At 54.7% G+C, this 13,282-nt stretch carries 13 protein-coding genes; 6 read left to right on the top strand and 7 right to left on the bottom strand.

Annotated elements, in window-relative coordinates; all coding sequences use genetic code 11:
- Nucleotides 1-81: 81 nt before the first annotated feature.
- The 3 genes from ACR0DG_RS18395 (at nucleotide 82) to ACR0DG_RS18405 (ending at nucleotide 2,818) form a co-directional block, all read left to right on the top strand.
- Entirely contained in the window at nucleotides 82-843 is a 762-nt protein-coding gene (locus ACR0DG_RS18395) for a DUF6478 family protein (RefSeq protein WP_480699824.1), read from the top strand.
- Between the two features lie 11 nt (nucleotides 844-854).
- On the top strand, nucleotides 855-1,214 hold the full coding sequence (locus ACR0DG_RS18400) for a hypothetical protein (protein ID WP_480699825.1): 360 nt from the start codon (nucleotides 855-857) through the stop codon (nucleotides 1,212-1,214).
- A 113-nt stretch (nucleotides 1,215-1,327) separates the two neighbouring features.
- On the top strand, nucleotides 1,328-2,818 hold the full coding sequence (locus ACR0DG_RS18405) for an MFS transporter (RefSeq protein WP_480707257.1): 1,491 nt from the start codon (nucleotides 1,328-1,330) through the stop codon (nucleotides 2,816-2,818).
- 42 nt (nucleotides 2,819-2,860) lie between these two features.
- Here ACR0DG_RS18405 and ACR0DG_RS18410 read toward each other — a convergent pair whose 3' ends face one another.
- From ACR0DG_RS18410 to ACR0DG_RS18440, 7 genes are all read right to left on the bottom strand, one after another.
- Nucleotides 2,861-4,204 carry a S41 family peptidase gene (locus tag ACR0DG_RS18410; protein WP_480699827.1) on the bottom strand — a complete coding sequence of 448 codons (1,344 nt, stop codon included), beginning with the start codon at nucleotides 4,202-4,204 and terminating at the stop codon, nucleotides 2,861-2,863.
- Between the two features lie 6 nt (nucleotides 4,205-4,210).
- On the bottom strand, nucleotides 4,211-5,341 hold the full coding sequence (locus tag ACR0DG_RS18415) for a murein hydrolase activator EnvC family protein (RefSeq protein ID WP_480699828.1): 1,131 nt from the start codon (nucleotides 5,339-5,341) through the stop codon (nucleotides 4,211-4,213).
- The gene (gpmI, locus tag ACR0DG_RS18420) at nucleotides 5,338-6,855 is read right to left on the bottom strand and encodes a 2,3-bisphosphoglycerate-independent phosphoglycerate mutase (RefSeq protein ID WP_480699829.1); all 1,518 of its coding nucleotides are present in this window, start codon (nucleotides 6,853-6,855) and stop codon (nucleotides 5,338-5,340) included. The genes ACR0DG_RS18415 and gpmI overlap by 4 nt, the downstream gene beginning before the upstream one ends.
- Before the next feature lie 102 nt (nucleotides 6,856-6,957).
- Nucleotides 6,958-8,631, bottom strand: a complete 1,674-nt coding sequence (locus tag ACR0DG_RS18425) for a sulfatase-like hydrolase/transferase (RefSeq protein WP_480699830.1) — start codon at nucleotides 8,629-8,631, stop codon at nucleotides 6,958-6,960.
- Between the two features lie 65 nt (nucleotides 8,632-8,696).
- Nucleotides 8,697-8,939 carry a (Na+)-NQR maturation NqrM gene (nqrM, locus tag ACR0DG_RS18430; protein WP_480699831.1) on the bottom strand — a complete coding sequence of 81 codons (243 nt, stop codon included), beginning with the start codon at nucleotides 8,937-8,939 and terminating at the stop codon, nucleotides 8,697-8,699.
- Between the two features lie 12 nt (nucleotides 8,940-8,951).
- The gene (locus ACR0DG_RS18435) at nucleotides 8,952-9,977 is read right to left on the bottom strand and encodes an FAD:protein FMN transferase (protein ID WP_480699832.1); all 1,026 of its coding nucleotides are present in this window, start codon (nucleotides 9,975-9,977) and stop codon (nucleotides 8,952-8,954) included.
- Nucleotides 9,978-10,044: 67 nt separating this feature from the next.
- Nucleotides 10,045-10,230: a hypothetical protein gene (locus ACR0DG_RS18440; RefSeq protein ID WP_480699833.1), complete on the bottom strand. Its 186-nt coding sequence runs from the start codon at nucleotides 10,228-10,230 to the stop codon at nucleotides 10,045-10,047.
- Between the two features lie 109 nt (nucleotides 10,231-10,339).
- Here ACR0DG_RS18440 and ACR0DG_RS18445 point away from each other — a divergent pair, with 109 nt between their 5' ends.
- From ACR0DG_RS18445 to tviB, 3 genes are all read left to right on the top strand, one after another.
- Nucleotides 10,340-10,864: a CBS domain-containing protein gene (locus tag ACR0DG_RS18445; RefSeq protein WP_480699834.1), complete on the top strand. Its 525-nt coding sequence runs from the start codon at nucleotides 10,340-10,342 to the stop codon at nucleotides 10,862-10,864.
- A gap of 85 nt (nucleotides 10,865-10,949) precedes the next feature.
- Entirely contained in the window at nucleotides 10,950-11,963 is a 1,014-nt protein-coding gene (locus ACR0DG_RS18450; RefSeq protein ID WP_480699835.1) for a GDP-mannose 4,6-dehydratase, read from the top strand.
- 5 nt (nucleotides 11,964-11,968) lie between these two features.
- A complete protein-coding gene (tviB, locus tag ACR0DG_RS18455; RefSeq protein ID WP_480699836.1) occupies nucleotides 11,969-13,252 on the top strand; it encodes a Vi polysaccharide biosynthesis UDP-N-acetylglucosamine C-6 dehydrogenase TviB in 1,284 nt (427 codons plus the stop codon).
- The last annotated feature ends 30 nt before the right edge of the window (nucleotides 13,253-13,282 follow it).

Below are 13,282 nucleotides of genomic sequence, written 5' to 3' on the forward strand. Positions count from 1 at the left end.
TTAATTCATAAAACCCTCGAAATCAGCTTTATCCCCTGCATGCTCTTTGACTAAAGAAGGGCAAAGATAAACGATTGGACCATGGGCAGACTTCTGGATCGCATCATTCACCGCAGGGTTCTTGCGCGCTGGCAACAAGCCGCGCAAGACGCGCCCGAGGTGGCGGTACAGCAGTTGCGAAAACAGCGGGACGAAGCTCGCAAACTACGCGCACATCTGGACAGGTTGATCCATCAGGCCGACGGAAGGTTGCAACGACCGCTTGTTGGCTCGTCACAGTTTTCCAAACCACTTGGAACAGATTGGAGTTGGCGTCCGGATCTCTGGCGCGGCCCCCTGCCCAGCCCTGGCGTTGCCTCCGCCCCACGCAAAGCACCTTTGGGCGATCAGGTGACTTTGTTCCATGATTGTGGCTTGTGTCAGATTGCGGCACGTCAAATCCGCAACACCCGGGAAAAAGACCTTGCTCCGTTTGGGCTGAGCACTGAGGTTTTTGCCTTTGAGGGCTCATTTCTCTCCGTGTCGATCGACTTGCCCAATGATGTGGCGAAGGGTTTGACCAAACAGCACCTTATACGTGTCGACACGCATATCGAAACTGAGCGCATGCTGACAGTTACGGCTCGCCTCAACATCCAACACGGCCCGAATACGGACAGCGTTCTACGCGCATTCGATCTTTCGACATCCCCAAGCGCAGTCGATTTTGACTTAGCCCACCTGCCTTTGAATGAGCAGCGCATCGCCAAAGTCTGGCTGGACCTGATATACGAAAAACCGTCGATGAATCGAGTGGTTGTGCGTGACCTGACATTCTGCCGCCACCATCGCGCTGACCTGTGAGATACCGGACAATGACGCAACTTGTACTTACGCCCCTTCGTCTGGAAAACGGTATCTGGCTGGCCCATGTGGCCGCAAGCGCCCAGCCTGATTTAAAAGTTCATTACCGCGATCAGGTTATAGAAGACGTTACCCTGACAGAAGCCCCGGATGGATGGCATTTGCATGTTTCGGTGCCAAAAACGGCCTTGTCGGATGGCGTCCATACTTTTGTCGTGATGGATAGCTCAACATCTCAGAAGCTGGCCGATTTTTCTATCATCGCCGGAAGCCCAGCTGAAAACGATCTTCGGGCCGAGTTAGACCTGTTGCGCGCTGAACTAGACATGTTGAAGCTCGCTTTCCGACATGCGCGCAATTCGGAAACCTGACGCTCGCGTCCCGTTCCCTATCTTTGAAACGGAATTTGTGCATCATATTCGCTATTTCCAGCGGGTTGAGCACATTTATGGATCGCACCAGCATAGTCAAAGTTATTGCCCTGATGATCACAGGGTTTGGGATCGGTATAGATTTTACCGGCGCTCTTATCCTGGTTCCTGCGATTGAAAACAGCTTTGACGCGGATATAACCAGTACCCAGTGGGTTCTGAATATTTACGCCCTGTTTTTCGCCATGACCATGGTCGCCGGCGGCCGCATGGGAGATATGTTTGGCCACCGCAAGATGATGTTGATCGGCCTGTCGATATTCCTCTTTGCCTCAATCATGTGCTTTGTATCCCCAAGCCTTGATTTTCTGATCATTTCCAGAGCGTTACAAGGCATCGGAACAGGATGTGTCTGGCCCTGCGCACTAGCTTATGGCGCAACCAAAGTATCCAAACCCGAGCATCGTGCACTGATCATGGGCCTTATTCTTGCAGGCGTTACTTCGGGCAACGTTTTTGGGCCCCTGATCAGCGGTGCCGCCGTCAGTTTTGGAGATTGGAGGTTGTTCTTTCTGGCGAATGTTGTTTTCTCAACGCTCTCGATGGCCACAGCCTTGCTGTTGATGGAGCGCGAAACCCAACACAAGCAGGGTGAACACCTCGACTTTGCTGGCATGGCCGTTTTGTCCTTCGCGGTACTTTTGCTGCTTTATGCCCTGGACGTGGGGGCCGATTGGGGATGGGGTTCTGTACCTTTGCTGCTGCTATTTTTCGTTAGCGCGGCCCTGTTTTTCTTTTTTCCTAAGGTCGAGAAACGCGTCAAAGAGCCCCTGATTCTGCCGCAGCTGATGCAGAACCGTGAATTTCGGATCACGTTGGGGCTGAACATGTTCAATGTCTCGGCGGTGTTTGTCGGGCTGTTGTATTTCCCGCAATACATGCAAAAGGTTCTAGGGTGGTCCGTGTTCCAGTCCGCGCTTGGTTTGGCACCACTGACCATTTTACTTGCCGTCGGCTCGATTGTCTCAGGCACATTGTACAACGATTTTGGGCCCAAACGATTGCTGTTCTGGGGGTACCTGATTGCAACTATCGGTGCCATCAGCATCGTTCTGATGCCTTCGGGCCTTGGGTATTTCCAGATCTTGCCCGGAATGACCATGATTGGGTTGGGCGCTACACTAACCGTCGGTCCTTCCGGTACGGCAGCTGTGAATGCGGTAAAACCCGAGCGCGCGGGGCTGGTTGGCGGCCTAAGCTTTATGACGCATCTGGTTTACGGTGCTATCTCGGTCGCTTGCGCGACAGCCATCGTGTACGTGACCAGCCTGACCAGTCTTGGCAAGCAACTAGTGGCAGACGGAATCAGCATGACAGCAGCAGATCAGCGGGCAATCAACGGAAGCACGCTTACAACTGAATCTGCTAAGGCCGTGTTGGAAAAGCTTGAACCGGCTGAGGTCGAGAAAGTCAGGTCAGCAATAGCCACCGCCTTTGATACAGGTATGCAAACAGCCTTTATTTTCGCCGCAGCGTCAGTTTTTGTAGGTTTGATTTTGGCGATTTTGCTGGATGAAGAAAAGCTGCGGAAAGTGGAAAGCTGATCCTCAAAAGAAAAGGGCCGCCCTGATGGCGGCCCTTGTGACTTATTGCGACGGCCCGTTCGGGTTAAACGCAGAGAGGCCCTTGAGGATGTCGATGGCATAAGCCAATTGATAATCCTCTTCGCGCAGCTCTGCGGTCGCCTCGGCCTTGGCGCGATCTTCCTCGATCTGGCGGATTTCATCGTCGCTGAGGCTATCGTTGTTCAGGCTGCCACGCAGATCAGCCTCGGACCGTGTGCGTGCATTTGTTTCTTCTTCTTCGTTTTCCGAAGCCGTTGGGCGGGGTTGCTCAACAATGATGTCAGGGCTGACACCCAACGCCTGGATCGAGCGACCAGACGGCGTGTAATACCGCGACGTTGTCAGACGCATCGCCCCGTCACCCCGCAGCGGCATAACGGTCTGCACGGACCCCTTACCAAAGCTCTTGGTACCCACAACAATGGCACGGCGGTGATCCTGCAATGCACCCGCAACAATCTCGGACGCAGAAGCCGAGCCGCCATTGATGAGAACGACGATGGGCTTACCTTCGGCCAGATCACCGACAGTTGCGTTGAAACGTTCGCCGTCGCCCGGATCACGACCACGGGTCGACACAATCTCACCTTCGTTCAGGAATGCATCAGAAACCTTGATCGCTTGGGTCAGCAGACCGCCCGGATTGTTGCGCAGATCAAGCACAACGCCGTTTACCTTGTCGATCCCACCGATTTCTTCGATTTGTTCGTTCAAACCGGCTTGCAGGTTCGGGAACGTCTGATCATTAAAGGTCGTCACCCGCAGTACGACACTGGTGCCTTCGGTTCTGGCGCGAACTGCGGTTAGCTTGATCGTGTCGCGAATGATCGTGATGTCGAACGGATCAGGCTCGCCTTCGCGCACAACGGTAATGATAATCTCGGATCCGACCGGACCTCGCATCAGATCGACGGCCTTGTCCAATGTCAGGCCAAGAATGCTTTCGCCATCTACATGCGTGATGAAATCACCCGCTTCGATTCCGGCTTCATCCGCAGGGGTGTCATCAATAGGCGAGACGACTTTGACAAAGCCCTCTTCCTGCGTGACTTCGATCCCCAGACCGCCAAACTCACCACGCGTTTGAACACGCATCTGTTCGGCGTCGTCAGGCGACAGATAGCTCGAGTGTGGATCCAGCGAAGTCAGCATCCCGTCAATGGCGGCTTCGATCAGCTCTTCGGGTTCAACTTCTTCGACATATTGTGCGCGGATGCGCTCGAAAATATCGCCAAACAAATCCAATTGTTCGTAGACGCTGGCCTTATTAGCAGCCTCTTGCGCCAACAACGGACCTGCGATCTGCGTCGTTGCGATTATGCCTGCCACTGTTCCGGCCACACTGGCCATCAGAATTTTCTTCATACTCGGTTATCCATCCTTGTCGGTCCGAAACCACGATTCCGGGTCCACGGGGCTGTTATCTTGTCTTACCTCTATATAGAGCGTTTCTGATCGGTCAGTTCCAGTGCCTTCACCGCTTGTTGACAAAATAGCGCCGATTTCTGGTGTTTCACCGGGCATAAGCCCGACCGGAGTGCCTTCGGGGATGACCTGACCGGTCTCACCATAGATTTCCTGAAGGCCGGAAAAGACAAATAATAGACCCGGCTGAGGTTCCAGTATGACCAGATTCCCCAGATCCAACAGCGGGCCGCGATACCGGATCGTGGCCGCGGTCGGCGATGTAACAATTGCTCGTGGCCGGGTCGCAAGCACAATTCCCGGGCGTGTCACACCTGCTGCATCCGTATCGTTCGCCTGATGCAGGATGACACCTTGCGTCGGCAACTCCAACTGACCAACCCGGTCTGACACGTCCGCGCTGGTTTCAGCAATTTCACCTTCTGAGATCAACGAAAGCCCGCTTGCAAACCCGTCCAGCGTTTCCGTCGAAGAGATCAGGATAGCTGTGCGAATTGGGTCTTCGACAAACCGCCGCGGCAGGTCTGTACGATCTGCAATCGCTTCGCTGAGCCGCGTGCGCGCGGTTTGCACCCCTGTCAAACCTTCGACCAGTGTTTCAGACGCGCTTTGTTGCAAAAGCCGAAGTGTCTGAATTTCGCGCAAGTCTTCGGCCAACGCTTGCGCGCGGGCATTCAGCCCAGGCGTGACCTCTGACAACATCATACCGGCACGGGCAGACCCCAGAGGCCCAGAAGGGTGCAGCATCAAAACCGGTGGCGTCGTCGTTTCTATGGTTTGCAAAACACCCAGTAATTGAGCCACGTCCTTTTCACGTGCGCGCAGCTCGGCGCTTAGCTGTGCTTCACGCGTGGCGGCCTGTCGCAACCCGTCGCGCATGGCCGTCAACCCTGCCTCATAAGCCTGAATCGTCACCGTCAAAGCACGCACCCGATCACGTGCGCTTTCTGCTTCGGTCAACCCGATCGAGGCCTGTTCAAGTTGCCGCGCCGCGTTCAGCGCCGCAGTCGAGGGGTCAGTCTGCGCAAATGCAGGCCAAGCCGTGACAAGCGCAAAAAGGGCGGCGCGCAATCTCATGACAGCAAGCTCTGCCCCGTCATTTCCACCGGCTGGTCCAATTCCATCAAAGCAAGCAGTGTCGGTGCCAGGTCAGACAAGCGCCCGTCCCGCAAAGCAGCGCCTTCGGGGCCACCAACCAAAGCGACAGGAACAGGGTTCAACGTGTGCGCAGTGTGCGGCCCACCTGTTTCCGGATCGAACATAACTTCGCAATTACCGTGATCCGCGGTCACGATCATCGCACCACCGACTTTTTCCAAAGCCTTCACAACTTGGGCCAGCCCTTGGTCGACCGCTTCGCAGGCTTTGATCGCGGCCCCAAGGTCACCAGTATGCCCCACCATATCTGGATTGGCATAGTTGGTCACGATCAGATCGTAGCCGGCCTCTATCGCCTCGACGAACTTGGCAGTGACTTCGGCCGAAGACATCTCGGGTTGCAGATCATATGTCGCGACTTTGGGTGATTTTGGCATGAAGCGATCTTCGCCCTGTTCGGGCGTCTCTTTCCCGCCATTCAGAAAGAACGTTACATGTGGGTATTTTTCAGTTTCGGCCAGCCGGAACTGGCGTAAACCTTGTTTCGCGACCCATTCCCCCAACGTGTTCACGATATCCCGTTTGGGGAAAACCGTTGTCATGTAGGCGTTGTGACCATCCGAATACTCAACCATGCCCAAAAGGCCCGACAGGTTTGGGCGTGGGCCAGTTTCGAAATCGTTGAAGTCGGGCTCACCGATTGCACGCAGAATCTCGCGCGCGCGATCCGCTCTGAAATTGAGGCAAAAGAACCCGTCACCGTCTTTGACACCGGAGTACCCATCCAGAACCGTCGGAACGATAAACTCGTCGGTCTCAGATTTCTGATAAGCTTGTTCAACAGCCTCTTGCGCAGAGCTGGCGTGGCGGCCTTTAGCATTGATCATTGCCGCATAAGCTTCGCTGACCCGTTCCCAACGATTGTCGCGATCCATAGCGTAGTACCGACCAGATACGGTTACGACACGCGCCCCGTCAGGCAGACGGTTTTCCAACTGGGCAATGAACTCAAAAGCGGATTTGGGGGCAACATCGCGCCCATCTGTTACCGCGTGCAGCGCAACCGGGACACCCGCATCTGTCACGGCCTTGGCCGCCGCGACGATGTGGTTCACATGACCATGTACACCACCATCAGAAACCAGTCCCATCATATGCGCCGTACCGCCTGCGGCTTTCACACGCGCTATGAAGTCCTGCAACGCGGCATTCTGAAAGAACGAGCCGTCTTCGATAGCCAAGTCAATCTGCCCTAGGTCCATCGCAACCACACGGCCCGCACCGATATTTGTATGGCCGACTTCGGAATTCCCCATTTGTCCACTGGGCAGCCCGACGTCAGGGCCATGCGTAATAAGCGTGGCGTGCGGGCCATTTGCCATAATCGCGTCAAATGTGGGTGTGTTGGCCAGATACGGCGCGTTCCACTTGGTGTCATCTGACAGACCCCATCCATCAAGAATACAAAGAACGACGGGTTTGGGGGCGGACATTAAAGCTCTCCAGATTTTCTGCTCTTGCAGGTCTTTTACTGCCTGCCCTTCCTCTGGTGAACCGTCTTTCGCTTTGTTCAGGCCAAATTAATCAAAGCGCCATCAATCTTTGCAGATTTGATCCCGAAATGGCCGATTTTTCCGCCCACGATACTTAACGGTCAATTCAAGTGGTGCGTCATTTTCGTCATATACGCCAACGACAACGCCCCTACCCCGGCTCTTGGTGCGCATCTCGATCAATTGGGCTTCGGACCTTGTGGTTCGCTGCGATGGGCGGCGCGTCCAGGTGAACAGGTGATCGTACATCATCTCGATGATTGCCGTGTGGTCCGCGCTATCGCCCAGGTCCTGCAACTCATCCGGGTCGTTCTCAAGGTCGAAGAGCAGAGGCCGATATTCTCCTTCGCAATGGATAAGCTTCCACTTTTTGTCAGCAACCATGAACATAACGGCATCACGGACAGAGGCATGCAATTTGTCGGCAATGGGCGAGGCCGAATAGTCGTATTCGCAAATCACGACATCCCTCGGCGTCTCTTGCTGCTGCCCGTGTAGGATCGGGATCAAAGAGTGCCCCTCAAGGATATGAGACGCCACGTCACCACCCGCGACCTCGACGAAAGTCGGGGCTAGGTCGATGGATTCCACCAGTGCGTCACTGACTGTGCCGCGTGTTGCGTCTGCCTCGTGCGAAGGGTCGTAGATAATCAAGGGAACTCTTGTAGATGGATCCTGGAAAAAGGTCTTTTCACCCATCCAATGATCACCTAGAAAATCGCCGTGGTCCGAGGTCAGCACGATCATTGTGTCTTGCATCCGACCGGTGCGCTCCATCCAGTCGAACAGGCGCCCCATCTGATCATCAGCTTGTTTTATCAATCCCATATAAGCGGGAATCACGGCGTCACGCACATCCTGACGCGAAAAGGCTTCGCCAACTTTAGTATCCATGAAAGCCTTTAACACCGGGTGCGCATACTGGTATTCAGCATCCGACCGGACAACAGGCTTGACGTGTTGCGGGCCATACATCGACGCATAAGGGTCTGGCACGATGTAGGGCCAATGCGGTTTGATAAAGCTTAGGTGACAACACCATGGACCATCATGGGTTTCCATGAATTCAATCCCACGCCCGGTCAGGTACGGCGTTTCGCTGTCTTCCTCGGCAATGTTGGCGGCCTCAGTCGAGTTTTTCAGAAACCATCCAGACAGCACGTTGCCGTCAGCGTCGAGGCCTGAGTTTGCAAAGTCATGCCAAGGATTGTCACTCTCGTACCCTTTTGCTGTCAGATACTTGTTGTATTCCTTGGCCCCATTAGGGTCATAGTATCCATCCGGTCCTTCCGGTAGCATTCCATCGTCGCGCTCGAACACGTCGAACCCGCATTCCGCAACCCGAGCGCCAATCAAGCTGTCAGGCTCCAAGCCCAGCCGCGCCATACCTTCGGCGTCTGCCCGCATATGGGTCTTGCCGACCAGCCAGCAATCCATCCCGGCTTTGCGCAAATGATCCCCCATCGTCATCTCTCCGACCTTCAGAGGGATGCCGTTCCAAGACGCACCGTGGGAGTGCACATAGCGCCCAGTATAAGTAGACATGCGAGACGAACCGCAAATAGGGGATTGAATATAGGCGCGGTCAAAGCGCACTCCGCGCTCAGCCAGACGATCAATGTTTGGAGTATGCAGGTGAGGATGACCGTAGCAACTGAGGTAATCCCACCGCAGTTGGTCGAACATTATGAACAGGATGTTTTTGGCTTTGGTCACCACAATGCCCCTCAAATCTTCAGGGGCTCAAGCTAGCCAAAACTCAGACGATGGCGAAGCAGAAATTAAGTCTGCGCTTCGCGCTCCATCTGCTCCAACATCTTTTTGGCGCGTTTACATTGCAGCTGGTCGCGCAATGGGCTGTCCGGATCGATGTCTTTTTGACAAACGACGCATTTGTCGGCACCCGAGATTGCGTTCAGACCACCACAACTACCCTTGATGGTCTTACCCATCAGCATCACACCCAACGACATGCCGACCATAACAAGCGCCAGCAGTATGAAGGCCAGAATAAAGGTGCTCATGATGTTTACCCGTCAGTTGGTGCCCAATGCGTCCTTGAACGTAGTGCTATGTACCGTGATATAGGCATCTTCGCCACCTGTCACATCCCGCGAGATGAAATACACGGCAAGTTTATGCTTTTCCGCCAGTTCCAGACCTTTTTCCTGCCCCAGCGCAAGCATCGCCGTGGCCCAGGCGTCTGCCATCATCGCGTTTTCCGCCAGAACAGTGACCGAGGTGGTTCTGTGCGTGATCGGACGGCCCGTTGTTGGGTCGATGATGTGTGAATAACGCACCCCGTCCTGCTCGAAGAAATTCTTGTAGTCGCCCGAGCTGGCCATTCCCAAATCGCTGACCGATACGACCAACTGAGGGGTCTGCGCACCGGCTTGCGGCTTTTCGATGCCGATGCGCCACGTCTCGCCCTTGTCGTTCTGGCCCATGGTCACAAGATCACCGCCGATCTCGACCAGATAGTTCTCGATCCCCGCATCGCGCAAGGTCTCGGCCACGGCGTCGATACCATATCCCTTGGCAATGGCAGACAAGTTAATCCCGACAGACGGATCGGCCTTGGCCAGCGTACCAGCTTCGTCGTCCAGCACTAGCAACCGTGATTGGCCTACGCCGTCGAGGGCGGTGGCAATCTCTGCATCTGAGGGCACCGGGTCTTCCGGGGTCCGCGGGCCAAAGCCCCACAGCTCGATCAGCGGTCCAAGTGTCACGTCAAAGATGCCGCCGCTTTTGTTATGAACGTCGTTTGCTGCGTTGATGACCAACGCAAATTCAGCAGAAACAGGAATAGGATCGGTGTTGGCGGCTGCTGAGAATGTCGAAACCTCGGAATTGGGATCCCAGTTCGACATCTTGGCATTGACCCCGGCCAAGGTTTCCTCGACCGCAGCGGCCAGAGCGTCCTCGTCCAAGTCCTCGCCAATCGCTGTGATGTTAAAGGTCGTTCCCATCGTCTCGCCAGACAGGCGCAGCACCTCGGGCTCTTTATCGAACAAACAGCCGGACACGAGGGTTGCAATGGCCAATACAGGCAGTAGGCGCATAGGGTATTCTCCCGAGGGTAAACGTGCCCGGCATATGCCAGCGCCCCCTATCGGAGTCAAACTGGCTTCACAGTTTCAGCGGAAGGAAGCCAAGCACAAGTAATCCAACGCCGGCGGGCACCCCAAAAAGCCACGCTTTTCGTTTCCAGCCTTCTGCCTGCTGCTTCCACGCCATGCGAAAATTGTGACCACAAATGACCACGAAAAAGAAGATCAGCGCGGCAATCGGAGGGGTCAGGTAAAGGTCAGACAATGGGCCAAAAATCTCTGGGTTCTGTCAGTTTTGCCCATGCAGGGCAATTGCACCCTATACAGGTAGACTGGCTGCGGTAAGGTAAAGGCAATACTAGAGGAGATTGCCCATGGCCCCAAGCTCTTACCAGCCCCCGACACGCGGCGACAAGGCTGATACGTCCACACGAAGCCAGTCGGTTGATTCGAACTTGTCCCATTCACAAACGACGGTGGCAAAACTGCTGGAGGGGAAAGGCGATGCAGTATTTTCTGTTCGTCCGAACGACACCATCCACTCTGTAGTCAATACACTCAAGGAAAAACGCATTGGTGCAGTTCTGGTAACGGACCAGAATGGAGCTTTGCAGGGGATCTTGTCTGAACGCGATATCGTGCGCCGGATGGCCGACACCCCTGGTCAGACCCTGCCCCAAGCGGTCGAAGACCTGATGACACGCGATGTGAAAACCTGCTCACCCGGCGACCTGCTTAATGATGTCCTTAAAACCATGACAGAGGGACGGTTCCGACACATGCCGGTGCTCAGCGATGGGCATCTGCGCGGGGTCATCACCATCGGCGATGTGGTCCATTTCCGTCTGAAAGAGTTGGAATACGAAGCGTTGCGGATGAAACAGATGATCGTCGGCTGACGTGCTGCGTCGAAAATCTCCTTGACCTTACCCTTGCGAGAGTATCCCTGATGCACCATCAGTTCGCTAAAGGATCGAGGATTGCATGAAACGGGTTCTGGTCACCGGGACAGCAGGGTTTATCGGGTTTCACCTTGCCAAGCTGTTGTTGTCCGAGGGCTTTCGGGTTCATGGCTATGATGGGATGACGGATTATTACGACGTCACCCTCAAGCAAAGACGCCACCAAATGCTTTTGCAAAATCCCGGGTTTTCGGCGACAGAAGACCTGCTGGAAAATCATGATCGACTTTTGCAAGTCGCAGAGGAATTTCAGCCAGAGGTCATTGTGCACCTCGCGGCGCAAGCCGGGGTCCGTTACAGCCTCGAGGATCCGCGCAGCTATATCAATTCGAACGTTGTTGGCACCTTCAACGTCATGGAATTGGCGCGGATTCACAAGGTGGACCATTTGCTGATGGCTTCGACGTCGTCGGTTTATGGCGCGAACGAAGAGATGCCGTTTACCGAGGTGGAAAAAGCCGACGCCCCCCTGACCATCTACGCTGCGACCAAAAAAGCGAATGAAGCGATGGGGCATTCCTACGCCCACTTGTGGAATCTGCCGACGACAATGTTCCGCTTTTTCACGGTTTACGGTCCTTGGGGTCGTCCGGACTTGGCCCTTTATAAATTTGTAGACGCGATTTTGGATGATCGACCGATTGATATCTACAACCACGGTGACATGTACCGGGACTTTACCAATGTCGAAGACCTTGTGCGCGGCATACGATTGCTAATCGACGTACCGCCCGTACGACCAGAAAATGCCGATGAAATTGAGGATGGGGACAGCCTGTCGCCTGCAGCGCCGTGGCGCGTGGTTAATATCGGCAATGGGGACAAGGTAAGGTTGATGGATTTCATCGAAGCAATCGAAGACGCCATCGGAAAGAAAGCCATTCGCAACTACATGCCTATGCAAATGGGTGATGTCCCGGCAACATGGGCCGACAATAATCTGCTTCAGCGTCTGACGGGCTATCGACCGCAAACCGATTTCAAAGACGGTATTGCCAGCTTTGTCGCCTGGTTCCGGGACTATCACGGTAAATAAAGAAGATGCTTGAAACGAAACCGGAAGCCCGAAAGATCGCTGTTATTGGCTTGGGCTACGTGGGTCTGCCGCTGGCCGTAGCCTTTGGTAAAATCGGACCCGTGGTGGGATTTGATATCAATCACGCTCGAATTGATGCCCTGCGTCGCGGAATAGACGAAACGCACGAGGTGGAGCCACAGGACCTGACTGAAGCCGCAGGTCTGAGCTTTACCGACGATGCCGCCGATATAGCCGAATGCGACACATATATTGTTACTGTCCCGACCCCCATCACAGCTGGCAAACAACCGGACCTGACGCCCTTGCTGCGTGCTTCTGAAACTGTCGGGCGGGTTCTAAAACCCGGGGATCTGGTGATCTACGAGTCGACTGTTTACCCAGGTGCCACTGAAGAAGACTGTGTGCCGATCCTGGAACAGGTTTCTGGGCTTGTCTTCAACTCGGATTTCTATGCAGGCTACAGCCCCGAACGGATCAACCCGGGGGACAAGGCCCATCGAATAGCCGATATCTGCAAGGTTACATCCGGCTCGACCCCAGAAGTGGCAGAACTGGTAGATGCTCTCTATGCCAGAATAATAACGGCTGGCACACACAAGGCCGAAAGCATTCGAGTGGCCGAAGCCGCGAAAGTGATCGAGAACACCCAACGAGACCTCAATATCGCCTTGGTGAACGAACTCGCCATGATCTTCGGCCGGCTTGATATCGACACGGATGCTGTGTTGCGCGCGGCGGGGACCAAATGGAACTTCCTTCCTTTCCGACCGGGTCTGGTGGGTGGGCACTGTATCGGGGTCGATCCCTATTACCTGACCCACAAAGCCGAAGCCGTGGGCCATCACCCACAAATCATTCTTGCCGGCAGGCGACTGAATGACAGCATGGGTGGTTACGTTGTTTCCCAATTGGTCAAACGGATGACGCGTGAGGGGATCAATGTCAGCGCCGCAAGAGTGCTCGTGCTGGGCCTGACCTTTAAGGAAAACTGCCCGGATCTGCGCAATACGCGTGTCATTGATATCGTGACCGAACTCGACAGCTATGGCGTCACGGTCGATGTTCATGACCCACATGCGGATTCGGGCGCGGCGCAACGGGAATATGGAATATCATTGACTGCCGAGCCGGAACAGGGTGCTTACGACGCGGTTGTTCTGGCTGTCGCACATCAGGAGTTTCTATCGCTGGAGCCCAAGGTGATACGTGGCTACGGCAAACAGCAAAGCGTGGTATTCGATGTGAAATCCTGTTTGCCTAAAGAATTCAGCGATCTGCGGCTGTAAAAAAAACCGACGCAGGATGCGCCGATTTTT

It is taken from the genome of Ruegeria sp. BG8 (genome assembly GCF_056538325.1).

Coding starts and splice junctions, on each gene's coding strand:
- ACR0DG_RS18400 (WP_480699825.1), top strand. CDS start 855: ATGACGCAACTTGTACTTACGCCCCTTCGTCTGGAAAACGGTATCTGG.
- ACR0DG_RS18415 (WP_480699828.1), bottom strand. CDS start 5,341: ATGAGATTGCGCGCCGCCCTTTTTGCGCTTGTCACGGCTTGGCCTGCA.
- ACR0DG_RS18450 (WP_480699835.1), top strand. CDS start 10,950: ATGAAACGGGTTCTGGTCACCGGGACAGCAGGGTTTATCGGGTTTCAC.
- ACR0DG_RS18445 (WP_480699834.1), top strand. CDS start 10,340: ATGGCCCCAAGCTCTTACCAGCCCCCGACACGCGGCGACAAGGCTGAT.
- gpmI (WP_480699829.1), bottom strand. CDS start 6,855: ATGTCCGCCCCCAAACCCGTCGTTCTTTGTATTCTTGATGGATGGGGT.
- nqrM (WP_480699831.1), bottom strand. CDS start 8,939: ATGAGCACCTTTATTCTGGCCTTCATACTGCTGGCGCTTGTTATGGTC.
- ACR0DG_RS18395 (WP_480699824.1), top strand. CDS start 82: ATGGGCAGACTTCTGGATCGCATCATTCACCGCAGGGTTCTTGCGCGC.
- ACR0DG_RS18405 (WP_480707257.1), top strand. CDS start 1,328: ATGATCACAGGGTTTGGGATCGGTATAGATTTTACCGGCGCTCTTATC.
- ACR0DG_RS18435 (WP_480699832.1), bottom strand. CDS start 9,977: ATGCGCCTACTGCCTGTATTGGCCATTGCAACCCTCGTGTCCGGCTGT.
- ACR0DG_RS18410 (WP_480699827.1), bottom strand. CDS start 4,204: ATGAAGAAAATTCTGATGGCCAGTGTGGCCGGAACAGTGGCAGGCATA.
- tviB (WP_480699836.1), top strand. CDS start 11,969: ATGCTTGAAACGAAACCGGAAGCCCGAAAGATCGCTGTTATTGGCTTG.